Below are 24,002 nucleotides of genomic sequence, written 5' to 3' on the forward strand. Positions count from 1 at the left end.
CCCCCGCTCTATTTATGATTCAAGCCACTCCAGCACCGTAGCGGCCCAGGTGTAGCCCGTACCCGCACTTACTGTGACGATCTTGTCGCCTTTACGAAACAGCCTGCGCTCCTGACCCACGTGAAGCCCAATGCACGGATCAAGCGCGGACAAATGGCCGTAATGATCCAGGTAAATCGCCCGGTCTTCGTTCAGCTCCAGTCGGCTGAGCAGCTCCAGAAACATGGAGCGCTTGGTATGCAGCGGAATCAGCCAATTGATGTCCCGAACCGAGTGCCCGCTTTTTTCTAAAGCATGCTGCACCACGTGCACGAAATAATTCACGGATACCGGGTCCAGACGCTTTTTCATGTCCTTGGGATCTTTCACATCCAGATAATGTAGCCGCTGCTGTACGCTCTCCAGACTGGCAGGATGCTTGGAGCCTCCGCCGACCACGCGAACATCATCATGGAAGGATCCGTCGGTTAAAATGCTTGAGCCCAGCACTCGACTCCGCGCTGAACCGCGCTGTACCAAAGCGGCTGCACCTCCATCGGCAAAGTTAAACATAAAACGTGAGCGAACATTTTGATAATCGACCAGCTCCGCCTCCTTGCAGCCCCCGACCAGCAGGATGTTGTGGATCGTCGGATCGGAGACGAGCATATCTTTGGCAACCTTCAATGCGATCGGGAAACAGGAGCTGACGTTCATGATTTCGAAGGCGTAGGCATTTTTCAGCCCGAGCTCATGCACGATTTTCGTCCCGCACGTCCAGACCATGTAATCCTTGTAGGAGCTGCCAAAGTAAATCAGCACATCGATCGACAGCGGATCTATCTTTTCAAGGATCGATCTGGCAGCCTCGATTGCCATGTCAGATGCATGAATACGGTTGTCGGATATGTGTTTTTGCACCAGACCGAACTTTTCCACGATCACTTCCTCGGGGATTTCTGCTCGGGCAGCGATCTCCTTTGCTGTTTCGATACGCGGCGGGAAATATACCCCTGTCTCTGTGATGCCAATCATGCTCCAACCCCCTGTTCCTCGCGTGGCACACGCATTTTCGCCTCTCCCTCCAGGACGAGCTCACCATTCTGATTGCGACATTCCGTCTTGAGCAGAATGTTTCCTTTTACAGGGTCATACTGGAGTACTTCAGCTGTTGCCGTAATCGTATCGTTGATGAATACTGGACGGACGAACCGCAGCGTCTGTCCGATGTAAACAGAGCCAGGTCCGGGCAAATGCATGCCAAGCACGCCAGACAAGAGACTGGTCGTCAATAGTCCGTGTGCAATCCGCTGTTCGAAGCGAGTCGTTTGGGCGAACTGCCGATCTACGTGTATCGGGTTGAAATCTCCACTCAAGCCCGCATACGAAACGACGTCCGTCTCTGTGATCGTCTTGCCGAAAGAAGCTTTCTGACCAATCTCGAATCTAGCCATGCTGTTCCTCCTTCATAAAATCTGTTTTGATCATTTTTTTGTCGATCTTGCCGGTTGCATTTTTCGGTAAAGCGCTTACAAACCTCACCATTACTGGCACCTTGTATTTAGCCAAGCGCTTGAAACAGTGATTTTTTACATCGTCCATGGTCAACTCGTGTCCTGCTTTTACGGAAATGACCGCTACGGGCACTTCCCCCCACTTCGGATCTGCCATACCGATCACAGCGACCTCGTCTACAGCAGACAGCTGGCCGATTACTTGCTCTACCTCCAGCGGGTAAATATTTTCACCGCCAGAGATCATCATGTCTTTCTTGCGTCCCACGATGTAGACAAAGCCTTCCTCGTCTTGTGTCACAAGATCACCGGTCAACAGCCACCCATCGCGAAACGTCGCTGCTGTCGCTTCCGGACGATTCCAGTAGCCCTGCATGATGTTGCCGCCTTTGATCAGCAGCTCGCCAATCTCACCGCGGGAAACATCTCTGCCGCCTTCATCGACAACCCGAATCTCGCTGAACATCACAGGCTTTCCGACCGATCCGATCTTGCGCGTGTAATCCTCCCGGGAAGTCATAAATACAGTCGGGCTTGCCTCGGTCATGCCGAATCCCTGTGCGAAAGTGAGCCCGCGCTCCAAGTAAATGTGGATCAGTTCATGTGAACATGGCGCACCTCCACAGTAAAACCAGCGGATGGATTGTAGATTAGCGGTTTCAAAATTCGGACTTTTCTGGATGTAATCATAGATCGTGGGCACGCCCATCACAATCGTCACCGCATGCTCCTCGATCAGCTGGAGCGCTTTTTCCGGATCAAAGCGGTTGGGAACGATGACGGCTCCTCCTGCAAAGAGCGTCGGCAAGGCAAAGAGTCCGATCCCGCCGATATGAAAGAGTGGAAGCAGTGTCAGCGATTTGTCGTGTGAGGTGAGATCCAGCGCCAATACGTTGTTGACCGCATTCCAGAACATATTTTCCTGGGTCAGTACGGCACCTTTGGGGCGTCCTGTCGTTCCGGATGTATAGCAGATGATAAAGGGGCTGTTCCCATCTACTTCCTTTCTGGTCAACAATTCGGCAGGATAAGCTGCTGATAGGTTGCATAGCTGCATAGGGGATTCTTCGTGATGGTCGTACCAAAGAATGTCTTGAATACCGGTCGTTTCCAGAAGCCCTTCTCCTTCGATGCGATAAGCTGTTTCCGCGATCAGAATACGCGTCCCGCTGTCATTGAGCTGATACTCCAGCTCGTCTGGTGTTAGCCGTATGTTGAGCACTACCGCGATACACCCCAGCTTGGCTATCGCGAACAGCGTCAAAAGATATTCGATGCTATTCGCAGCCAGGATGCCCACCCTTTCACCGGGCTGTAATCCGTATCTGTCATCAAGCATGCGGGCAAGACGGTTGACCTCTGCGCTCATCTCCAGGTAGGAAAGCTGTCGCCTTTCATCCATCAGTGCAGTTCGCTCCGGTGTAATGAAGGCACGCTTGTCAATCCAATCCGCAATCCCTTTCATCCTACTCCCCCTTCTGATTTTTCCTTTCCTGGCTGACCAGCCCTTCAAAAATAAAGGTGATGGCGTCCTGTACCACTTCTTCGGGAACCTCTTTGTTTTCCCAGTACACCCAGCGCATGCCGATGAAAGAAGTGACACCCATCAGGCAGTAAGCTACTGTTTCTGCGTTCAGTGCTTTGAACTCGCCACTGCCGATCGCTTCCTCCAGACCTTTCAGATAGCCTTGGGCCAAACGCTCGTAGTACGCGCGGTACAACTGCTCATCCACGAGAACGGATTGCTGGACAATACTGTACAGATTGCGGTGATTTTTCACCCATTTGAGAAAGACGTGGATACCGATCTCCAGGGCTTCACGCTGGCTTTTGGCACGCGCGACCTCCTGCTTGATCTCCATGCGGAAGTCCCGGCTCAGCTGTTTGATCAGCTCTGCATAAATCTCGTACTTGGATTCAAAGTAGTTGTAAAAAGTCCCCTGCGCTACGTTGGCCTGCTGAGTTATATCAATGATGGAGGCTGCGAAATACCCCTTCGCTCCGAAAACCTCTTCGGCCACGTTCAGTAGCTTTTGCCTCGTCTTGGCTCCTTTTGTGGTTGCGGGTATCTTGCTTTGCTGCTGCTTGGTTTCGGAAGTATGCTCAGTCATGTTCATCACCTTTTGTCCATTCGAGAAAGTATGGGTTTTCATAAAACTGAAATATGAATCAGTTGTCAGTTTTTCTGATTATTATGATAACGTTTTCAAAATTGTTTGGCAATTGTTTATTTGTAAATTTTTGTTCGTTCTAATAGGTCTTTAAAAACAAAAAAGGACAGCCCCGATGGCTATCCTTCCTTCTTCTCCTCAAGCTACACTCGTATTTCCATAAACCAATCCCGGATTGCTTCCTTGATTTTTTCCAGTGCGAGGAGATTGGTTGCTTCACAATAGATACGAACGAGCGGCTCTGTTCCTGAAGGTCGAATCAACACCCAATGTCCTTCCTCCAGAAGCAGCTTGCGACCATCCAACTGATTGATGTCCTGTACCGCATACGGACCTACCTGCAGAGGCGGCTGATCGAGCAATTTTTGCAGCAGATCTTCTTTGCGAGTCAACGAAATATCGATCCGAGTACTGAACAGCTCACCGAACTGATCCTGCACGTCACGCAGGATCTTGCCGAGCGGTTTTCCTTCCCACGCGCATAATTCCGCTATCAGAAGATTGATCAAAACGCCGTCTTTTTCGGGGATATGACCGAGTATGCTGGCACCTCCGCTCTCCTCGCCGCCTAGCAGCACATCTCCTAGCAGCATTTGCTCGCCAATATACTTGAAGCCGACGGGAGTCTCCACCAGCTCCAGACCATAGGCAGCGGCAACCCTGTCCAATAAATGGGTCGTTGCTACTGTCCGTACGATTTTGCCAGAAAGCTTCCGGTTATTCACCAAATGGTAAGCCAACAGCACCAGCACTTCATTGGGTGGAATAAACCGACCAGCTTCATCCACGACGCCAAAACGATCCGCATCGCCATCATTGGCCAAGCCCATCGTTGCTTGACGGCTCACGACTTCCTGCCTCAATAGAGTCAGATGCTTTTCGTTTGGCTCAGGAAGATTCCCACCGAATGCTGCGTCCACCGTCTCTCTAAGCCCTACCGTTCGAATCCCGGTCTCACGCAGCAATCCACTCACGTAACCCATTCCTGCTCCATGCATGGCATCAACGACGACATGCATAGAGGATCGTTTCAGCACATCGAGCTTCACCATCCTGCGCAAATGGGCTTCGTAATGAGGGCGCAGGACGATGATTTGCATCCGCTTTTGTGCGATAGCTTCATCGATGCTGGTTCGATGCACCTCGCCGGACTGCACAATCTGGGTGATCCATTCTTCCAAACGTTTCGTTATCGCGGGTGAAGCCGGTCCCGCATAATCGGGAATATACTTGATTCCATTGTACTCGGGCGGATTGTGACTGGCGGTAATCATGATCGCCCCACTGGCAGCGAAATGCTTGACTCCGAAAGCAACTGCTGGTGTCGGAGCAGCCTCGCTCAGCAAATAGGTGCGTATGCCATTTCCCGTGAGTACCTGGACGACCTCCTCTGCGAAGCGTCGACCCAAAAACCGCGTATCATGTCCGACCAAAAGGGGTTGCTCCTGTTGGCCTCTCTCCTTGGTATAGCTGGCAATCGCCTGTGCGACAATGCGTACGTTTGCCGTTGTAAATTCATCTGCTACTATCGCTCGCCAGCCATCCGTACCGAAACGGATCGCATGCATCACGACCTCTCCTTTCTTCCCTGTAGCTCTTGTACCTTTTCCAAATATCGCAGCACCGTGCCCACGTATGTAGCGTGTGACCAGGTTAGTGGCGCTACAGAAACAGGCGCACCTGAATACGGGTCCAGCTGCTCCGGCAGCACACCGCTCTGCAGGGCTTTCCGAACGACCCACTGCAGCCTTTCCTTCGGCTCCTGCAATTCGGACCATGACGTGGCTTTGGCAATCTCCCAGTCCGCGATCCAAAGCGTGCAAATAATCCAGGGATTTCCTGGAACCAACGATCGATCGTGTGCTTTTTGAAAATACGCATCCCCCTGATAACGGGAGAACCCACCGACTGGGGTTTGTACCAGCAAGCTTCGTTTGACTGCTTCCATCGTGTTTACCACTCGCGGATCGTCTGCAGGCAGCACATCGAAAGCAAAGAGGGCAAACAGACTGCTCTCCATGGTGAAATCCTTTTCCAAGCGCCCTTCTGGCCCAGCAGAATACCCGCGCAGGAAGCGCCCTAGCTGCGGATCGTACAGATGCTTCAACATAGCTTCTCGTATACGCTCGGCACCTTGGTCATAGCGCTGGAATCGATGATCATCGCCGAACAGCAAGGCAAATCTGGCGGCCGCCTTCAATCCCGCAAAAACAGCAGCGCTGGTAAAGGTGTATATGCCGCGCCGCTCTTCCCAAAGGTCGTAGCTGGGCATCGGCAGATCCCATTCTGGATGCATGTAATCCAGCAAAAAGCGGGCGGCAGGCCTGATCAGGGTAGGATAAAGAGCCTGACAATCTTCCAGTTGTTTGCCGCTCTTGTATTGCTCCCACAAGGCGTACAGCACCAGAGCTGTCTCGTCTTCCTGGATCGGCAGCTGAATCTCGTCATCCACGATGTATGGATGCCAGCTCGAACCAACGGAACCGTCAGGATTGTACTTGTGCTGCAGGTACCCTTCGTCTGTCAAAGCCTCTGCACAAAAGCGAAAAAAGGGGGCTACCACCCCTGTATAGCCAGCCTTTGCCATGGCGCAGGCGATCAAAGCGCCGTCACGCGGCCACATGTAGCTGTAATGATCGCGATTATACTGGAGAATGTCAGAGTCGTTGGCTGCCAGTATCGCGCCATGCTGATCGATCTGCGTGCGAACAATCAATAAGCTGGTTTTGTACAGATCAATCACTTCAGCAGGCAGATCGGCAAAATCACGCTCTTCTTTGTTGACCCATCGCTGCCAGTACACGGATACTCTCGACAAAAGGCGCTCCGGATCACTTTCCAGCACGTATTGATTCCTTTTTTTTACATCAGAATAGGAGTCCCCAATGCACATCCAGTAGGTCATGACTTGTTTCTCATCCGGCCCTAGCATCATGCGCAAGGCAATGGTACTGTCGACAGAGCCTTGTGCAATCGGATTGCCGGCGAGCAAGCCGTCTTCTGCATCACGCCAGGTTCCCTCGGCGTAATGGAAACGTTTGATTCCTACGCTGTATTGGTCAATTCCACCGATATTCGTTTTGCCGTTCACTAGGATGTACACGTTTCGCTTATAGTGATAAATGGTGCGAAGCAGAGGATCGTACACAGCCGTATCCCCTACTTCGCTCTCATTCAGGCTGAAATCATGGTTAAAAAACAAACGGACTTCTCTTGCTTCGCTGGAACGATTGTGGACGCGTACCTTCTTCAAATAGATCGGGTCTCGTTGGTGCACGCCATCCGATAGGTGCAGCGAAATTTGCATGGATTCATGCTCGCAATGTACATCCGTGACCAGCGATTCCTTTTCGTAGCCGAGCTTTCGTTGCCATCCGTCTTCATCCAGCCAGGAAAACTGACCCGAAACCCAGATTCCCATCTTGCTGAAATGACCGCCTACATGATTGAGCTGTCCCACATAGGGATAATAGAGGTCACGCATGTGCAGTCTGTCGTCAAAATTGATCAGCAATTTTCCATTGCCGACGACGAGCGGTCTTGGCATACTACACCTCCTGATCGAAATAAAGAACGTGGCAATACCCTTGCTACTGGTATTCGGCAATCCGTCGGGCATAGGAGGAAGCGAGTGTTGCAGCCGTCTCCGCCGTCGCCCCTTGAGAAATCACTTTGAAGTGGGAATCTTCATTATCAGGCAGAATCAATACCCAGCCGTTTGCATCGTATACCTTGATGCCATCCACTAGCTCCAGCAGCTTTCCTTTACTTTCTTCCAGCACTTTCCGCATGACTCGACCTTTTTGCGACCACGGGCAAAACACAATCTGCTTTTCCATGTAGCAGGCCGGAATATTTTCAAGCAAGCTTCCAAGAGGCTTCTCCTCCCGTGCGAGATACGAAAGAATTTGCATCAGGCTGTATACAGCATCAAATAACGGATGGAAGGGTTCCCCGACAGAAACCTCCATCATGGAGCGCGGCGAAACCTTTGTGCGCACGACCTCTATTTGCAGCAGCTGAGCCAAATGTTCCAGCTCTATCGGTGCACTCACTGGTAGACCAATACGCTTGTGCAGAGGACTGCATGCCAGAATTTGGATCGCCAGGAGCTGTTCCGCTGAAAGAGGGATTCCTCGCTCTGTGTACAAAGAAAGATGTTCTCCGTCTCGATTCAGGCACACGCCCAGATCGGCTCCCTGTTTGCTCACCCCTTCTTGGATCGAACCGTAAATCGCAACCACACCAAGGGTATGAAACAGTGGAGTGAGAAAGGTGGGATAGAAGCGTGGCTCACAATCGATCAGCAATCGGAATCGCTTGCGTTGAATACTCACCACATCAAGCCGTTCAACGAGTTCACGCATATACGCATCCTGCACCTGATGCTCGATGTGCAATTGTCCAAGCTGATGAAGACTGCGTACGTACGTTTCTTGCCAATACGCATTCTCGATCTTGCGCTCCGCGTCACGCGTGATCGGCAACCCGCTCTGATCGACAAATTGAAGAATCATTTGTTTCTCATCAAGCGGATCTGTCATCTGCAAGTGGATGCCTCCTTGGCACCCCAAGCTGCGTACCCCGTAACGAAGCAGTGGTACATTTCCCACGCCAAGATCAACCGTGTCGATCCCTGATGAGCAAAGACTGGTCATCAAACTGTGCTTAAGCAGCTGGGCAAAGGGATGCGGGCAAGCCGACAGGGCGATACGACTGCCAAATGGCAGGCCATAAGCATATGCTGCCGCCAAACGCGTCACGAATTCGGGCGTGATCTCCACGTTGCCGATCCCTTTAATGCCAGATGTGCCAAACAGATTTTTACTTTGCTTTGTACCGTAGATCAAGGATGTCGTGACAGTAGCACTTTCGCCGATTTCCTTATCCGGCCAAATTTTCACGCCTGCCTTGATTGAAGATTTCGAACCGATCTGACAACGGTCTCCAATCACGGCTCCTTCACCCAGAATCACGGAATCGCCGATCTGGATATTACGTCCGAGCGTGGTACCCGTAAACTCTGTTTTTTTGCCAACCACTGTATTTTCCCACAGCACCGCTCGCGTCAGCTTCGATCCGGAAGCGACGACGGAGTGGTTTCCGATAATGCTGTACGGGCCTACTGACACCCCTGCCTGCAAATGCACCTGCTCACCGATGTACACAGGACCTTCCAATCGTACGGAGGAATCAATCTTCACCTGATACTCCAGAAAGATGCGCGGAGCAATCTCCTGCGCTTTGATTTCCACTTGGACAAGCCCGTCCAGGAGGTCAAATTGCGCTTGCCGGTATACCTCCAAAGAGCCGATGTCTGACCAGTACCCAGTGGCAGCATAGCCAAAGAGCGGTTTTTGTTCTTGTAAGAAAAATGGAAACACTTCTTTGCTGAAATCCACTTCCTTGTCATTCTCTATATAAGCAAGCACCTCAGGTTCACACACATACATCCCGGTATTCACGGTATCGCTAAACACTTCTGCCCAGCTCGGCTTTTCCAAAAACCGGACAATCCGACCACTCTCATCCGTCATCACCACCCCGAATTCGAGGGGTGTCTCCACCTGGGTCAAAATCAAGGTGGCAAGTGCCTGCTTCTCTTCGTGAAAACGGATGGCTTGTGTCAAATCGAAGTCAGTCAAGGTGTCTCCGCTGATGACGATAAACCGTTCATCCAAGAAATCGGCGCAATTTTTCACACTTCCTGCTGTACCTAGAGGCGTTGTCTCTTCAAAATAAGTGAGGGAAACCCCATACTGTGAGCCATCACCAAAAGCGTTGCGAATCACGTCAGGAAGAAATTGAAGCGTGACCGCAATATCTCTGATGCCATGTCGTTTCAACAGCTCGATCGTGTACTCCATGCAAGGCCGATTCAACAACGGGACCATCGGCTTTGGTGTATGAGACGTTAAGGGACGCAGACGTGTACCTTTGCCGCCAGCCATGATTACTGCCTTCATCCTCAAGCTCCTCCTTCATACTGGCAATCTTCCATCGAGTCTGTCACGGAACTTTCGATGACACAAGATCAACTTCCTCATCAGGTCTTACTGTAGGGAGAAGCATACGATACTGCTCAACCGTTTTTTGGGCCAAATGTGTCCATGCATATCGGCTTTGCACCTCAGATTGCGCGACCTTGGACATGAAAATCCTCTCTTCAGGATGATTCAACAGCCAGCGCAACTGATTGACAAGCGAATCCACATCACCTGCGTACATCGTGACCCCGTTCTCCTGATGGCGGACAATCTCGCGAAGACCTCCTGTATCTGCTGCCAATAATGGCGTGCCAAACGACATCGCCTCCAATGCGACGATTCCGAATGGCTCATACAAGCTGGGGAATACGGCTACGTCTGCCAAACGAAACAACACATTTCTACGTTCATCGTCGACAAATCCCAAGAAACGTACTTCATTAGCAATGCCATACCGGTGTGCCAAATCTTGTAGTTCTTCACGCATTGGACCTTTTCCGGCGATGACGAGCGTCAGATCCGGATGCTCGTGCCGCAAGCGTGAGAGTGCATGAAGCAGGAGATGAACGCCTTTCTCTTTGACAAGTCTACCAACGAAAAACAGCATGGGTCCCTGCCCCAGACCTAGCTCCCGTCGAACCTCCTCCATATGCCGACTCATTTCTTCACTCAGGTCAGGGGGTGATTCTACACCGTTGTAAATCAGGCACATCTTTTCTTCAGCCATTCCAAACAAGCGTTTCACTTCTTCCATCATGTACTGGCTGCAAACAAAGATGCGGTCAGATACCTTGCACAGCTCCCTTTCACAATCGTGGATTCGCTGCTGTAGTGGCGAATGAATCCCCTGATGACGGCCATGTTCCAAAGCATGAATCGTGGAAATCAAGGGAAGGTTCCAGCGGTGTTTCATTTCCACGGCTGCCCAACCAACCAGCCAGTCATGGGCATGAATCAGATCAGGATAAAAGCCTTCTCTCCTCATCTGTTCGACCGTGTCCACGATCGCCAGGTTCAGTTGAAATACCCACTGCAGGAAATCCTCTTGCTCTGCCGTAGAGAAGGTGTTGACACGATGGACATGGATGCCCTCCACCCATTCACTCCCTGCTACCCTGTCAGCAGAGCCAGTCAGGACATGCACCTCCACACCCAAGCGAACCAGATGGATGGCCAAATCGTAGACCGCCCGTCCCAGTCCGCCAACCACATACGGAGGGAATTCCCAGCTGAGCATCAGGATTCGGGGCTGCGTTCCGTGCGCCTGGCTGACCGCAACCATTTGCTGCGATACGTTCACTTTATGCATGGAAGCAGGCAAATAATACCTTTCCCTCACATCAGGAAAAAGCGGATAAGCCATTTCCATGCTTTGGATTTTTACCGGTTCATACTGGTCGCTTCGAACCATCTCGATCAGTTCAAAAAAACGTGTCAGATGATCATGAACGCGACGTACCGCGTACTCCACGACAGTCTGCCCATCCATGATGAATGACCAGTCACTGCTCTGCGCAAGCATCAGTTCCCGTGCAGCCTGACGCAAACAGCGGACCCCGAATTCGGCCTTCTCTCCATGATCCTGCTGCCTGTGAACCTGTATCACAGCCTCAACCATTTCCCGCTCTGCCTGATGCAGGTGGCGATACAGCCAATCGTTTCGTTCATTCAGCCAGACCTCGCCATAGCCATTGCGTCCCCAGGAGGACATCGGCAGTCGTGCGCGATCATTTTCAGGATAACGCTCAAGATAGGCGGCGGGAGTGATCAGGCGAACCTCATCGGAAGCCATCGTGGTTTTGCGAAGCAGATGATCGAGAAATTGTGGGCCTTCATACCACCAGTGGCCAAACAGCTCAGCATCATAGGTGGCGACCACCAGCGGCTCCCGGTCCATCCAGACTGCTGTTTCCCGCACCTGACGCTCGCGATGCTCGAGAAAGTGCTGTGCATGAGCTTCTGCTTTCTCACGAGCCAGTTGGGGATCATACCAATCCTTTTCTACATTCTTGCCCGTAATCCGATGGTATTTGAGTCCCGTATGTACGCGAATCCCCGCCGGATGGATATAGGGCTCAATGTACGTCATCTCCCGATCAAATCCGATATCGCGATAGTATTCACGGTAATCAAAATCGCCCGGGTAACCGTCATAGGAACTCCATACCTGTCGGGAGGCGACCTCGTCACGCGCAAAGGCAGCGACATCATAAGGAGTCAAGAGTGGAGCGTACAAGCCACGTCGCGGATGGGGAGTCGCGTGCTGGATCGTGTGACTGTCCACGAAGAAATAACGGATGCCTGCTTCTTTCAACAACCGATCCAAGCCTAGCGTATACCCGCACTCCGGTAGCCAGATTCCGGTAGGGCGTTTGCCCAGGATGCGTGTGTGCGTCTCGATCCCTGTCAGAAGCTGTGCACGGATCGCCTCTTCCGTCTCCACATACGGAAGAAAAGCGTGGGTTGCCGCGCAAGTAATCACCTCGACGCATCCGCTATCCTGAAGCTTTTTCAAAGCAGGTATCAATGAATACTGGTGCTTGGTGCAGTACGTGACGATCTCTCGAAAGCGTTCGAGATACATTTTGGCGAGGCGATGCTCTTTTGGATGCTCGACTGACCGCCTAACCTCACGTCCCGCCAGCTCCACCGTTTTTCGCAGATGAATACGGAATCGAGACTGGACCAATTCATCTTCAAGCATGGACAACAAGGTTGGCGATACCGCCACAGTCAGGCGAAAATCAATTCGATCCTCCAGCAGCTTTTCGCAAACCAGCAGAATAGGCAGATACGATTCCAGCATCGCTTCATAGATCCAACGCTCCTCTAAACAATCGTCCCTGTCCCCGTGACGCACATAGGGTAGATGGGCATGCAGCACAAGGGCGAGATATCCGTGATGCACCGACAGCACCTCACTTATGGAGTGGATTTGGTATATAGGGAATAGGAAGAAAAGTTCTCGAACCAAGACGGAACAGATGTCTGTGTCACAGGTTCTATCAGTGGCTCTCCCCAGACAGCCTTTGTATTTCGCGGTGTGACCACCGATTCAGAACGTAATATGGGACAAAAACGATTTTGATCAAAGAGTCCAAAATCAACGATATACGTTCGATCAGGTTGAAGATCGTTCACGTACCATCCGTTTGCCTCTTCTTGAATTTGGAAATCTCTATGCCAATGTGCGTTATGACCATCAAACAAACGGTCGGTCACATCATAAATCCGAATTCCTTTTTGGATTTGACGATAATCGCTTTGCAGATAAGAAGCGACCATTCTCATGCGCGGCCAGGTGATTTCCCAATAGACGAAAAGTACAGTAGGCCCTTGTGCCATTGCCTTGATGATATCCCGACCGTAATAACTGGCTAAGCGCCAGCCTTGGTTGTCATCTGGTTCGGCTTTTTGGGGCAGCTGGTGGTTCGGCTGGTGGCTTTCTTGTTCAGATTTGGACTTCCCTTTTTGCAACCGGTACTTGACCTGACCGATCGTCAAACCACATTCTTCGGCAATTTGGGAAATCGTCATCGATTGGGATTTAAGCTGTAGAATTTTTTCTAGCACAGGTGAGCGCTCCTTTCCTTTCTGTGAAAAACGTCCCCTCTCAACGAGAGATCCACACTTTTCGGAGTTTTTCCTATGAAGAGATGTAACAACTTGCAGTCAAACCAGACGGATTCGACTGTTTTTGTGATCATCAGCCAACACTGTCATCATAGCCAATGCAAGGTAGAAAAACTGTCGAACGCTGGTTGAGGTTCCCTTCTTCTTTTGTCGATAAAGAATGATGTTTTCGTCATGTCCGAGCAAAAGTTGAGTTGCTATGCGCAGCAAACGCTTTCACACGTCGAATTTTCGTTCATTTTTTGCGCGAAACTCCTTTCTTCATAAGCAGAAATAGAACACATACCCCTTTCACTTATGCCGACGGATGTTGATGTATGTATACTCGCGATCAGGAAAAAGAAAAAAAGCCGACGCCAAAAGGCATCGACTCTTACCGTAGTGTTCTGTACCATTTCGAAGCTAACTAATTAACCCGTTTTCCTTTCTCCTGCCAAAACGGTTGGCGAAGCTCCACCTTGCGAATTTTACCTGAGGCGGTCTTTGGCAATTCGTCGACAATCTGAAAGCCCTTGGGACATTTAAACGCAGCCATTCGATCTCGACAAAAATGGTTCAATGCTTCCTCGTCGATCTGCATGCCAGGACGAGGAACGATGATCGCGTATGGCACCTCACCCCATTTTTCATGCGGAACGGAAACGACTGCGGCTTCCAATACAGCAGGATGCTCATAAAGCAAGCCTTCCACTTCGATCGATGAGATATTTTCACCGCCGCTGATGATAATGTCTTTCTTACGATCTACGATGTCGATATATCCTTCAGCATCGACCGTTGCCATATCACCCGTCCGGTACCAGCCATCCACAATAGCGGCTGCAGTGGCTTCCGGCTGCTTCCAGTAGCCCTCCATCACCATATTGCCGCGAGCGATCACCTCGCCAATGCTTTTTCCGTCCCGCGGCACGTCGCTATTTTCGTCGTCCACGACTCGAATTTCTACATTCAGCATCGGGATTCCCGCCTTGGCTTTCCGGCGAAAACGAGTTTCCTCCTCTTCATTTCTCAGATGATGCTTGATGGGTGATACCGTGATCAGTGGTGCGCATTCCGTCATCCCGTATACCTGTATAAATTCCCAGCCCAGCTGCTGTTCCACGGTTCGGACAAACGCTGTAGGCGGTGCTGACCCAGCGATGACGACTCGGATCGAGCTGTCCACCTTGTCACTATGAAAAAGAGGCTCATTTATCAGCATATTCAGTACCGTAGGGGCCATACATGCGACTGTGATCCCTTCGTTTTGGATCAAGGAGTGAATGAGTGGCGGATCGATCTTTCGTAGCATGACGTGCCTGGCACCTACTGCTGTAAAGGAGAATGGGGTTCCCCAGCCATTGACGTGAAACATCGGTAAGGTATGTAAGAGGACATCGTGATCGGAAGCGCGGAGATGGAACATCGTATTTTGCATGTTGAAGTAAAGGGTGCGGTGGGAGTGCATGACGCCTTTGGGTTTGCCAGTCGTGCCGCTGGTGTAGAGGATGGTTGCCAAATCCGTCTCCTCGATCTCGACGACCAACGGATCACAGCTTTCTTGTGCCAGAAGGGAATGAAATGTTGCCCATCCGCCATGCGGTTCTGAGGAGAAGTCCAGTGCGATCATGATGCGCCTGGATACGGTCGGAAGCTCATCGACAATCGGCTGTACCAATGGAATTAATTCCTCGTCCACGAAAAACAGCTTCGCCTCAGCATGATCGACGATGTATTGATAATCATGCGGCAACAGTCGTGTATTGAGGGGGACAACCACCGCTCCCAGCTGGAAGCAGGCATAGAATAGCTGCAGCATGGCTGCCGTATTGGGCGAGAGGACGGCTACCCGATCTCCTTTTTCAATTCCCAGCCGCTGCATGGCTCGAGCCAGCTGATGCACTTCACTCTGAAATTCCCTGTAGGTCCAACGCCTTTCGTTTTCCAAAACAGCCTCCACATCCGGATAGAGCAAGACTGCACGGCGCAAGGTATCATCGATTCGCAAGGCTACATGCATAGGTTCCATCTCCTTCTATTGGTGCTTTATCCATAGACTAGCAATTCAGGAGTTTGGCGTCAATTTCGTTATCGGAAAATACTGAAAAAATTCACAATTCCACAACTAAGTCCAAGAATAGACGAAAACCCGCCTCAAACCTGCTGGCGGGTCAACGTCGTTTGGTTATTCTGCCTGAACCTCCGACTTTCGTCTTTGGAGGAGATTTTTTCGATGGTGAAAAAATGGATGAGCTTTTGCTCGACGAGGATTCCTTGGACGATGAAGAATTGCGGATGATTTTTCCTGAGCTTTTGGTCGTTGAATCCGACTGTTTGTCAAACAAGCTGCCTCCGGATCCTACCGTTGCGGTTTGATCGGGTTTTTGGCTGCTCCGTTTAATGATGCTCCCTGTACCTTCTTTGGTGACAGGCGGGCTTGCTTTGTCCGGCGTACTGTACGTTCCGCCTGGCTTGTTCACTTCCTTGCTGGAATATCCACGATAGCTGCCTCCACTGCTGCTCATCCCATCGAGGACATCCTCCAGGACGGAGGCGACAAAGTACGCTTTCAGAAAGGAAGACTCGTAGTTTTTCTCAACGAATTCCTTCGTATCTTTCTGCACGATGGTATCCGCCGGATTTTGCGGGTCCTGCTGCAGATGATACCAGGCATCTGTATAGACGAGGAACATGCGCTCGGTATTTTCCGCAGACATTTCCTCCGGCTCTTCAATAGCGACCAGCTCTTCGGCAACCTCTGGCACGGTCTTATTGACAGCCCGATATACGCGTGAGGATTGCCCTCCATCTACGGAACTGACGGATTCCAAGGCATACGTGTCACTGATATCCGGCGCTGCATGGCCGCCACCGCCAGCCATAGCCATCAGGAAGATGGCAGGTATCAAAAAGAGCTTGATCAATTTTACCCATTCACGGGGCATATGCCTCTCCTCCTAGCTACCGCGTAACACCTGCACATCAGCCGGAAGTACCGTCTCTCCCTCGTAGAGCATGAATCTACCATCCTGCCATTCAATCCGCAACAGCTGGCGCTGGTCAGACTGGAATTGCCAAATATACTGCTCTCCAGATGCTGAAAAAGGAGCTTTTCCGACCACGCTGATCCGTCCGGAATACTGCTCCTCCAGATGGTACGTCACATCATCCATCTCGATGGTGGTCGGCACCTCATCCACCGAATCCAGTCGTCCATCGATCACATGATAGAGGTGAAACACCGTGCGCTCACGATCTTCGATGTAGAGATAGCGAATATCATTGCCGTCCTGCAGCGTCAGCATGGTTGCATGGCGGCTCGCATTGCTGGCTTTGCCCGTCACCTGATACGTGACCATCGACACTTCTACCACGTCACCTGCCCCTACGGTCAGGATGCTTTTCTCCGGCTCCGGCGGTTCGTGCTTGGAAAACAAGTTCGTTATTCGCTTAAACAGGCTCATTGCATACTCCCTCCTGCTGCGCTTACAGGCACGCCGCGATGATCATGGCTCCAACGATATGAAAGGAACCTGCCAAAATCGCATGCGTAACCTTTCCTTGCTGTGTGCCTTCTTCCAGATTGAGTCCTCCGATCATTCGGAACACCAATTCCACGATTCTTTCCAGAATGAATAAAATCACAAATGAGATCACGGAAACGAACAATGCCGTCCACAAGTCTTGAGAATGAGCGATAGACTGGGACAAAATGTAGCCTTGTGCAAACAGCTTCATGACGAATCGAGCCGTCACAGCCATGTTTCCGTTTTTCATTTCCGTCATATCCTTGTACTTGGTAAACAAGGAGTCAATCCACATCAATACGAATAATAAAAGGCCTCCAGCACCGGTCCATACCAGCATGGCGAGAACTTCGATCCAATCCAAGCACATCACCCCGTACGATTCAAATGATTAGAGAGTTAGCCTTGCACTTGCACACACCACAAGGCCGAAAAAAAGGGGGACCGCCAAATGCGGTTTACCCCTCGTATTTTTTCATTAATGCTGCAAGCTCGTCTTCAACCTGTTGATCCTTGCTCAGCTTGGCGATTTCTTCGTCCAGATTGGTTTCTTTCTTGTAAAGCTCTCCGCTCGCTTCGGCTTCCGCCTCCATTTGCAGGGCTTTTTCTTCCATCCGCTTCAGACCGGACATCGCGGAGCTGGAACCGAGGCCGGACATCGCTTGATTGATGGTCTTTTGTGCTTTCGCTGCATTTACGCGTGCGACCAGCGTCTCACGTTTGTTTTTCAACTCGGTGATCTGCTTTTTCATCTCAGCGAGTTGATCACGCAGGTTGTCGGCAGCCAGTTTGTTTTTATCGTAACCGGCCTTGTACTCCGCCACTTTTTGCTCAGCAGCTTTTTTCTCTTCCAATGCTCTGCGAGCCAGGTCGATATTTTTCGCTTGTGCAGCCACATGTGCCTGCTCTTCACGTTTTTTCGCCAACGCTTCCTGTTCTTCATACAGCACCTTGAATTTCTTTTCCAGTGCGATTTGGGCAGCTACCGCTTTTTCTGCTTCCTCCAGATCATCCTGCATGTCACGCAGGTATTGATCCGTCAGTTTGATGGGATCTTCTGCTTTTTCGATCAGCGCATTCAGGTTGGACATGGTCAAATCACGAAGTCTTTTAAAAATGGACATGGATTTTTCCTCCTTAGATACCTTTGTGAAAGGGCGAAAATTGGCTTCCCTCTTGTTACTATGTATCTACGTGAAAGGGAGAAAGAAGTTTCGATATCGTGATGGAGTTTTTTAGGGGAGAATTCCCAGCTCGCCTGTCTCCTTGCTTTGGAGCATGAGGCGCCCCTCCGTCGGGGTTCCATCTGCAAGCATCAGCTTCATTTTCCCTGTCTTGCCTTTTTCAATCAGTCCTCTTACCTGGGCATCTGTCAGATTCCGCCCATAGCTCTCCTTCCAGATGACGAAGCGGCAGCCTACATTGTAATTGGAACATCCGTAGCCTTTTCGCCCCATGAAGATCGAACCGCCACATCCGGGTCGCGGGCATTGGGCAATGATGCTAGAAGCTGCGGAAGCGGTAGAAGTGCCAGCCTTCGCGCGACTCCGTGTTGCACCTGCTTCTCCGGTCGTTTTGCGCGTTTTGGCTGCTGCTGATTTACCTGTCGCTTTCCCACTTGCTCTTTTGCTCTGAGCCCCCTTGCCATCCGCACTTTCGAATGAGGTCTTGTCTGCACGCGCCTGTACACGAACCTTGTCTACGATCATGGTTGCAAATTTCTTCACGTTTTCCATGAAACGCTCGTCAGAAGCAGCGCCCCTGGAAATTTCATTCAGGCGGCGCTCCCAGTGACCTGTCATTTCAGGCGAGGTTAGCAGCTCGACCCCTGCTCCCCGAATCAGTTCGATCACGGTTCGTCCTTTTTGCGTCAAGAGGATTTTCTTCCCCTGCATTTCCACGTAACCGACTTTCTTCAGTCGCTCGATGGTGGCTGCCCGGGTCGCGGGTGTACCCAGACCGGATTCCTTCATCGCGTCGCGCAGCTCCTCGTCTTCGATCTGCTTGCCCGCACTTTCCATCGCCTTGAGCAGAGTGCCCTCGGTATAGTGCTTGGGCGGCTGCGTCTCCTTCTCTTTTACCTGAGCGTTCTGACAATGGACGGCTGCATCGGCAAGCAGGGAAAAAGGTTCGTTGACTTCGATTTCCTCTTGCTCTTCTTCATTCTTGTTCTGATTCTTGGCGCCTCTGGGCTTTTCCTTCTTCTGGTCTGCATAGATGACCTTCCAGCCAATGCTGCGCAGCTCTTTGACGGTTGTCTTGAACCTTTCCTTTTCCACTTCTGTCATAACCGAATGAATCTTGTATTCGGCAGCCGGGTAAAATTGGGAAAGGAAGCGGCGTACAATCAGATCGTAGAGCTTTTGCTCATCTGAAGATAGGCCCGTCGCCTTGCGATTGGTTGGCAGGATCGCATGATGATCCTCGACCTTTGCCGGATTGCAAACGAAGCGGTTTCCCTTGTGTACGAGACTGCGGTTTGCTCCCTTCACCCACTCGTCGTAGGACGTGCCTTGCAAAGCGTTCAGCGTTTTGTGCATCTCCGGAATGTTCTGCTCGGTCACGTAGTTGGAATTCGTACGCGGATAGGAAATCACCTTGTGCTTTTCATAAAGCGCCTGCGCGAGATCGAGTGTCTTTTTGGCTGAAAAACCGTACCTGCTGTTGGCTTCGCGCTGCAGCAAGGTCAGATCGTAGAGCTTAAAAGGATACTCTTTGGTGTCCTTCACTTCATAGGAGGCAATGCGCGCCGGTTTGCCCTTCACTTTTCGTGCCAGCTGCTCGGCTTTCGCAGGATCGGTCATGCGCTCGCCTTGCCAGATTCCCTTGTAGCTGATTTCATTCTGCGTAAAGTGACCTTCCACTTCAAAATACTTCAAAGAGGAAAAAGCTTCGATCTGTTTTTGCCGGTCGTAGATCAGAGCGAGTACGGGGGTCTGCACTCTGCCTACTGAGATCAGGACATTGTGCTTGGTGGTAAAGGCGCGCGAACCGTTCATCCCGATCAGCCAATCGGCTTCGCTGCGGGCTCTGGCTGCTTTTGTCAGATTTTCATATTCGGATCCGTCCTTGAGTTCGGAAAAGCCCTTGCGGATCGTTTCCGGCGTCAGGTCTGATATCCAGAGCCTTTTCACAGGCTGTCTCAGCTTGAGATGTCGCTGGATCAGCGAAAAGATATGCTGCCCCTCCCGCCCGGCATCGCATGAATTGATCAGAAGATTGCTTCGCTTCGCCAAATCTGCAATGACCTTCAGCTGATCCCTGGTTTTGCGGTTGGGTACCAGCTTAAATGTATTCGGGATAATCGGGAGATCATGGATGTTCCACTTCTTGTATTTCACATCATAGGCGTCCGGTTCTGCCAATTCGACCAAGTGACCGATCGCCCAGGTAATGATGTATCGCTCGCCTTCAAGGTATGTACGGTGATTTTTGGCTTTGGGCTCTATTGCGGCCGCTATATTTCGTCCCATGTCAGGTTTTTCCGCAATAATGAGTGTTTTCAAAACGGGTTCTCTCCTTACTAAGCTGCTGGCTGATTCCGACTACACTCTCCCAGCAAATTGAGCAAAAAAACTCTAGCGAACGATACGCTAGAGTCCTGGATGCTTTCATCATACAAATAGTATACCTCAATGCATAGCTCGAAGGTAGTCCAATCCTGGGAAGCTGCTTTCTAAAACACGACGTGCAAGACAACGTCTCCTGCCATATGGGCAACCATAGCGTATTCCAACCCTCTTTTCCAAAAGAGAGTACCGTACACCACTCCTCCGATGCCATTCAGCAGGATACCACGAAGGATCAGTACTGGCGTTAATTCACCAAAAATTTGAATAGTGGCAGGCAAGTGCAGCAAGCCAAAGACGATGGCCGCAAGCACGATCCCACACACATATACCCAAGTAGGTATAGCGCTAAAACGACTTCTCGTGATTTTCGCCAAAAGCCAGACCGTCATACTCATGACACCAAGGCGAAGCATCAGCTCTTCCACGATTCCTCCATACGGTACCGTCAACAGCCCATACCAGCGAGGAACCTGCTGTTCGAGATTCACCAATCCTGGAATCGAGGAAGAAAATACATAACGGTCCAGCACCGTGATCAGCAAAGCGACCAAAATCCCCATACCCAATGACCACAATAGGGATTGCTTATCCCAGACTGCTCCTTTTCTGCCTTCTACATACCCGCGAAGGATCGGGAGCGGCAATTGAACCTCTTCAGCCAGCCGGGATCCCAAAAGAGACAGCACAAAAACCATGACGCTGGTCTGAAAGATGGATAATGCCAATAGCACCGCCATCGGAATGCCGGGTACGGTAGGCATGGTGACGATTTTTAGTTGATAAGGAAGAAGGATCAGACTGGCGAGTATGGCTATGACAGCTGCCCATGATGCAAGTTTTAGATGTTTTCTCCACATACTGCTCATTCGTTCCTTTCAGTCCTGCCGTGTAAGATTAACATACATGTGGATCATCTGGATGGTCAGGCTGACTATTACTTCTTCCTCCTCAGACGAGGTAGCTCGTTGATCATCTGATGCTCCACTTGTTCAAGTCTTTATTTTCCACGTATCGGTACAGATTAGGCGCCGTTATGCCGACTTCTTGCGCAATCTTTCGCATCGTCGTAGCTTCAAATCCATGTTGTGAAAATTCTTGTCGCGCTACAGCAAAAATCGTCTCTTCCATTTCTTTCTTTCTTTCTTTAAGTATTGCATAACTCGCTCTCAACTTTTCACCAGTCGAAAATGTTCGACCACAATCATGGTGTCGTCTGTCAATTCATGACCGTCTTTTTTTAGGTCAGACTCCCAAGCAAAGACATGATCTGCACGAAACTCTGCATAGCTGCTGCAATTTTCCCCAACGACGGTTCGCTCGTCGATCTGGCCAAATGGCAGCTCGTATTTATCGATGATTTCAATCGTGCACATGTACGCCCCTTTTTTACTGTATACCTCCACCAGCTCTCCTACCTCTGTGATTTCATCTGGATCGGCATCATACCAACATTTCGGTGTACATGTTGCGGTTTTCGTACCCGCTATGATTTGCTCGACCAGGCGTTCATCATTTTCGTCCCGTCCCCAAAATGTGGTTCGTTTCATGATCATTCACTCGCTTTCCGTATAGGTGTATATGGGCTTCGACGGCGTTCCTGATCGATCGATCCGTCAGCATCCTGCGAAAAAAAGGGATTCACGACTCCGGTACCTTCCTCGTCGAAACGAATCATTCCACCTTTTGGTGATACAAAGAAATGCCGTTCGATCGTTTATGTACAGCCGCAATAGCAAGTCCTGGTAGCTGATTCTTCTGCATCTCTTCCTGAATGACTTTTTCGAGCTCTTGTATATGAAGCATCCCCTTTCCCCGCGTCCAATCATGAACGAATGTTCATTTTTAACCAAAAAAATGCTTAGAAAAATCATCTTTTACAGATTTTTCTAAGCTGAACGTTATTTTACGTGGAGCTGGGAAATTTGTAAAGACTCGTCTTGTCAAGAAACACATGCACCTTCGCTACCACTCTTTCGGCTTGAGCGGGACTTGTTTGCTAATAATCAGTGAGTCTTCGGGTGTATCGAACAAGGTTACACAATCTACGACATCTGCATCACCGATCAATACAAAGGACGATTGTGTGACACCCGTGATTTCGATCTCATCAACCTTCATGCACTTGTTGTTCATTTTGATTTCCAATACGTGACCTCCTTATTGTCTTGCTGTAAAAAATCATGGATGATCCACTCTATGCTTGCGTCGTTAAAAGCGGTCATAAAAACAGATATGAACACCCACTTGTTTCTCACATACAATACAAAAGGATTTCCTTGGCGAAAGGTGTGGATGAGATGCCAGCTATTGTGGGAGTCGTGAATGTCAATAGTATGACTGGCGTCTTTAACGTCGGCGATGTGCGAAACGTCACGCCAGTCAGCTACCTCCAGACGTTTACCGGTGGGGGATCTTTCAACTCGGGCAAGAACCTGTATTTTCATATCCCCAAAACCGTCATCTACGTAAATGATACCTCTGATGCACAGATACCGATATTTGTGGAAGAAATCGTTGAGGCCTCGATCAAAGGACGGGAGCGTTCATGAATTTTTTTGTTCAACAGCATATTGTCATTCATCAGTTAAAAATCGAGAGTCTGACCAATTCGTCCATTTGTCAGATCGGCAGTTCAGGAATGATCAAACCAATCACACAGCTTTTTAATACCGGAGGCTTTACAGGGCCCGCGCCTCAAACCGAATTACAACCAGAAAGTACCCCACCGGAAGATTTTGTCCCACGCGTACCTCTGGTTACGCCTTCCTAGCAGTCTAGACTGCTGTCAGTTCGGAAAAGAAGGATGATCGTCATGTACTTGGATCAAGAAATCATGCAGTATTTTCAACAGATGAGCGATTATCTGCATGCTCAAAACAAACAGATGGAGAGCATGAAAAAGCTGATTGAGCAGCTGAATCAGGAAATGAGTGAGTGGAAAGAAAAGCAAGTCCCTACCGTGATCAAAAATGAATATAAATTTGATTTGTTAAAAGTGGAGAAGCTCGAAGGCACCATGAATATTGGACTTAATCCCAAAGGTAATGATGCTGCTATCGGCGAAATTTCTGTGCCTACTCCTCCCTCGAACGGTGCGACTGATCCGGCTGGCTCGCCATCTTTCAAACGCGTACAGAGTGAAATTTACCGTTATCTGGAGCGGGACGCCTATCAGGTCTTGAAGCGGATCGAAGACGATTACGGTTATCCGTTGGACCCGGCATACCGCAGCTTTATTCTGGATGACGTCAAAAAACAGATCGATCAGCGGATTCTTCATTATCTCGGCCAGCTAGATACAGATGAGCTAGAGCCGGAGCAAATAGATGCCTGGGAACAAAAGGTCATACAAAAGGTGAAACGCGATATTGAACGGACTTGTACTACGTTTGTCACACATTTGCCGCGGGAGGTAGACCATGGAGAAGCATGAGAGGTTGAACTACAAAGTGACGAATGGTGAGGTTTGCGTTGGTGCACTTCATATATTCAGCCTGTCTACCGCAGCTTCTCTGCTCGTAGGAGATACAAAAAAAGTGTACCTCTTCACCTCATTCGAAGGGCCGCCTGAAGAATTGATTGTCGGGGTCACGCTTGCGCCGGTGCGTCCCCTGGCTACGTAAGCAAAGAGAGTCCCTGC

The 24,002-nt window shown here is 50.3% G+C and carries 24 protein-coding genes; 4 read left to right on the forward strand and 20 right to left on the reverse strand.

The genetic code is table 11. The features are described from left to right. Positions 1–12: 12 nt before the first annotated feature. The 20 genes from JZI27_RS06340 to JZI27_RS06435 form a co-directional block, all read right to left on the reverse strand. Positions 13–1,014 (reverse strand): 3-oxoacyl-ACP synthase, encoded by a 1,002-nt coding sequence (locus JZI27_RS06340; RefSeq protein ID WP_251244832.1) that lies wholly within the window; start codon positions 1,012–1,014, stop codon positions 13–15. Further along, positions 1,011–1,433, reverse strand: a complete 423-nt coding sequence (locus JZI27_RS06345) for a MaoC family dehydratase (RefSeq protein WP_122909635.1) — start codon at positions 1,431–1,433, stop codon at positions 1,011–1,013. Before JZI27_RS06345 ends, JZI27_RS06340 begins: the two co-directional genes overlap by 4 nt. Beyond that, positions 1,426–2,958, reverse strand: a complete 1,533-nt coding sequence (gene menE / locus JZI27_RS06350) for an o-succinylbenzoate--CoA ligase (protein WP_280207073.1) — start codon at positions 2,956–2,958, stop codon at positions 1,426–1,428. Before menE ends, JZI27_RS06345 begins: the two co-directional genes overlap by 8 nt. Before the next feature lies 1 nt (position 2,959). Further along, positions 2,960–3,604 (reverse strand): TetR/AcrR family transcriptional regulator, encoded by a 645-nt coding sequence (locus JZI27_RS06355; protein ID WP_251244834.1) that lies wholly within the window; start codon positions 3,602–3,604, stop codon positions 2,960–2,962. 203 nt (positions 3,605–3,807) lie between these two features. Beyond that, on the reverse strand, positions 3,808–5,232 hold the full coding sequence (locus tag JZI27_RS06360) for a phosphoglucomutase/phosphomannomutase family protein (protein WP_251244835.1): 1,425 nt from the start codon (positions 5,230–5,232) through the stop codon (positions 3,808–3,810). Then, the gene (locus JZI27_RS06365; protein WP_122909639.1) at positions 5,232–7,211 is read right to left on the reverse strand and encodes a glycoside hydrolase family 15 protein; all 1,980 of its coding nucleotides are present in this window, start codon (positions 7,209–7,211) and stop codon (positions 5,232–5,234) included. The genes JZI27_RS06360 and JZI27_RS06365 overlap by 1 nt, the downstream gene beginning before the upstream one ends. 43 nt (positions 7,212–7,254) lie before the next feature. After that, a complete protein-coding gene (locus tag JZI27_RS06370; RefSeq protein ID WP_280207074.1) occupies positions 7,255–9,630 on the reverse strand; it encodes a sugar phosphate nucleotidyltransferase in 2,376 nt (791 codons plus the stop codon). Between the two features lie 43 nt (positions 9,631–9,673). Continuing rightward, positions 9,674–12,559, reverse strand: coding sequence for a 1,4-alpha-glucan branching protein domain-containing protein (locus JZI27_RS06375; RefSeq protein WP_280207075.1), 2,886 nt, complete (start codon positions 12,557–12,559; stop codon positions 9,674–9,676). 14 nt (positions 12,560–12,573) lie between these two features. Next, entirely contained in the window at positions 12,574–13,224 is a 651-nt protein-coding gene (locus tag JZI27_RS06380; protein ID WP_280207076.1) for a DUF4912 domain-containing protein, read from the reverse strand. A 466-nt stretch (positions 13,225–13,690) separates the two neighbouring features. Further along, positions 13,691–15,283, reverse strand: a complete 1,593-nt coding sequence (locus tag JZI27_RS06385) for a long-chain-fatty-acid--CoA ligase (RefSeq protein WP_280207077.1) — start codon at positions 15,281–15,283, stop codon at positions 13,691–13,693. 151 nt (positions 15,284–15,434) lie between these two features. Next, positions 15,435–16,208, reverse strand: coding sequence for a DUF4247 domain-containing protein (locus tag JZI27_RS06390; RefSeq protein WP_122909644.1), 774 nt, complete (start codon positions 16,206–16,208; stop codon positions 15,435–15,437). A gap of 12 nt (positions 16,209–16,220) precedes the next feature. Next, entirely contained in the window at positions 16,221–16,727 is a 507-nt protein-coding gene (locus JZI27_RS06395) for a DUF4178 domain-containing protein (protein ID WP_122909645.1), read from the reverse strand. Positions 16,728–16,749: 22 nt separating this feature from the next. Then, positions 16,750–17,154: a DUF350 domain-containing protein gene (locus tag JZI27_RS06400; RefSeq protein ID WP_122909646.1), complete on the reverse strand. Its 405-nt coding sequence runs from the start codon at positions 17,152–17,154 to the stop codon at positions 16,750–16,752. Positions 17,155–17,248: 94 nt separating this feature from the next. Next, entirely contained in the window at positions 17,249–17,914 is a 666-nt protein-coding gene (locus tag JZI27_RS06405) for a PspA/IM30 family protein (protein WP_122909647.1), read from the reverse strand. A gap of 111 nt (positions 17,915–18,025) precedes the next feature. Then, positions 18,026–20,296 (reverse strand): type IA DNA topoisomerase, encoded by a 2,271-nt coding sequence (locus tag JZI27_RS06410; RefSeq protein ID WP_280207078.1) that lies wholly within the window; start codon positions 20,294–20,296, stop codon positions 18,026–18,028. A gap of 170 nt (positions 20,297–20,466) precedes the next feature. Next, positions 20,467–21,219, reverse strand: coding sequence for a CPBP family glutamic-type intramembrane protease (locus JZI27_RS06415; protein WP_280207079.1), 753 nt, complete (start codon positions 21,217–21,219; stop codon positions 20,467–20,469). 112 nt (positions 21,220–21,331) lie between these two features. After that, positions 21,332–21,490, reverse strand: a complete 159-nt coding sequence (locus JZI27_RS06420; protein ID WP_280207080.1) for a helix-turn-helix domain-containing protein — start codon at positions 21,488–21,490, stop codon at positions 21,332–21,334. Between the two features lie 38 nt (positions 21,491–21,528). Further along, entirely contained in the window at positions 21,529–21,909 is a 381-nt protein-coding gene (locus JZI27_RS06425; protein WP_280207081.1) for an ASCH domain-containing protein, read from the reverse strand. Between the two features lie 124 nt (positions 21,910–22,033). Continuing rightward, positions 22,034–22,165: a hypothetical protein gene (locus JZI27_RS06430; protein ID WP_276532812.1), complete on the reverse strand. Its 132-nt coding sequence runs from the start codon at positions 22,163–22,165 to the stop codon at positions 22,034–22,036. Between the two features lie 159 nt (positions 22,166–22,324). Further along, positions 22,325–22,507, reverse strand: a complete 183-nt coding sequence (locus JZI27_RS06435) for a hypothetical protein (protein ID WP_280207082.1) — start codon at positions 22,505–22,507, stop codon at positions 22,325–22,327. Positions 22,508–22,659: 152 nt separating this feature from the next. On the opposite strand from JZI27_RS06435, the gene JZI27_RS06440 reads away from it, so the two are divergent. Genes JZI27_RS06440 through JZI27_RS06455 form a run of 4 tightly spaced genes read left to right on the forward strand, consistent with a single transcriptional unit; the run spans position 22,660 to position 23,985 of the window. Further along, on the forward strand, positions 22,660–22,911 hold the full coding sequence (locus tag JZI27_RS06440) for a spore germination protein (protein WP_251244846.1): 252 nt from the start codon (positions 22,660–22,662) through the stop codon (positions 22,909–22,911). After that, on the forward strand, positions 22,908–23,132 hold the full coding sequence (locus JZI27_RS06445) for a spore germination protein GerPB (protein WP_280207083.1): 225 nt from the start codon (positions 22,908–22,910) through the stop codon (positions 23,130–23,132). Before JZI27_RS06440 ends, JZI27_RS06445 begins: the two co-directional genes overlap by 4 nt. Positions 23,133–23,174: 42 nt before the next feature. Further along, positions 23,175–23,795, forward strand: coding sequence for a spore germination protein GerPC (gerPC, locus tag JZI27_RS06450; RefSeq protein WP_280207084.1), 621 nt, complete (start codon positions 23,175–23,177; stop codon positions 23,793–23,795). Then, positions 23,782–23,985, forward strand: a complete 204-nt coding sequence (locus JZI27_RS06455; RefSeq protein WP_251244848.1) for a spore gernimation protein GerPD — start codon at positions 23,782–23,784, stop codon at positions 23,983–23,985. The genes gerPC and JZI27_RS06455 overlap by 14 nt, the downstream gene beginning before the upstream one ends. Positions 23,986–24,002: the final 17 nt, after the last annotated feature.

The organism is Brevibacillus sp. AY1 (genome assembly GCF_029870785.1).
GTDB classification, from domain to species: Bacteria; Bacillota; Bacilli; order Brevibacillales; family Brevibacillaceae; genus Brevibacillus; species Brevibacillus invocatus.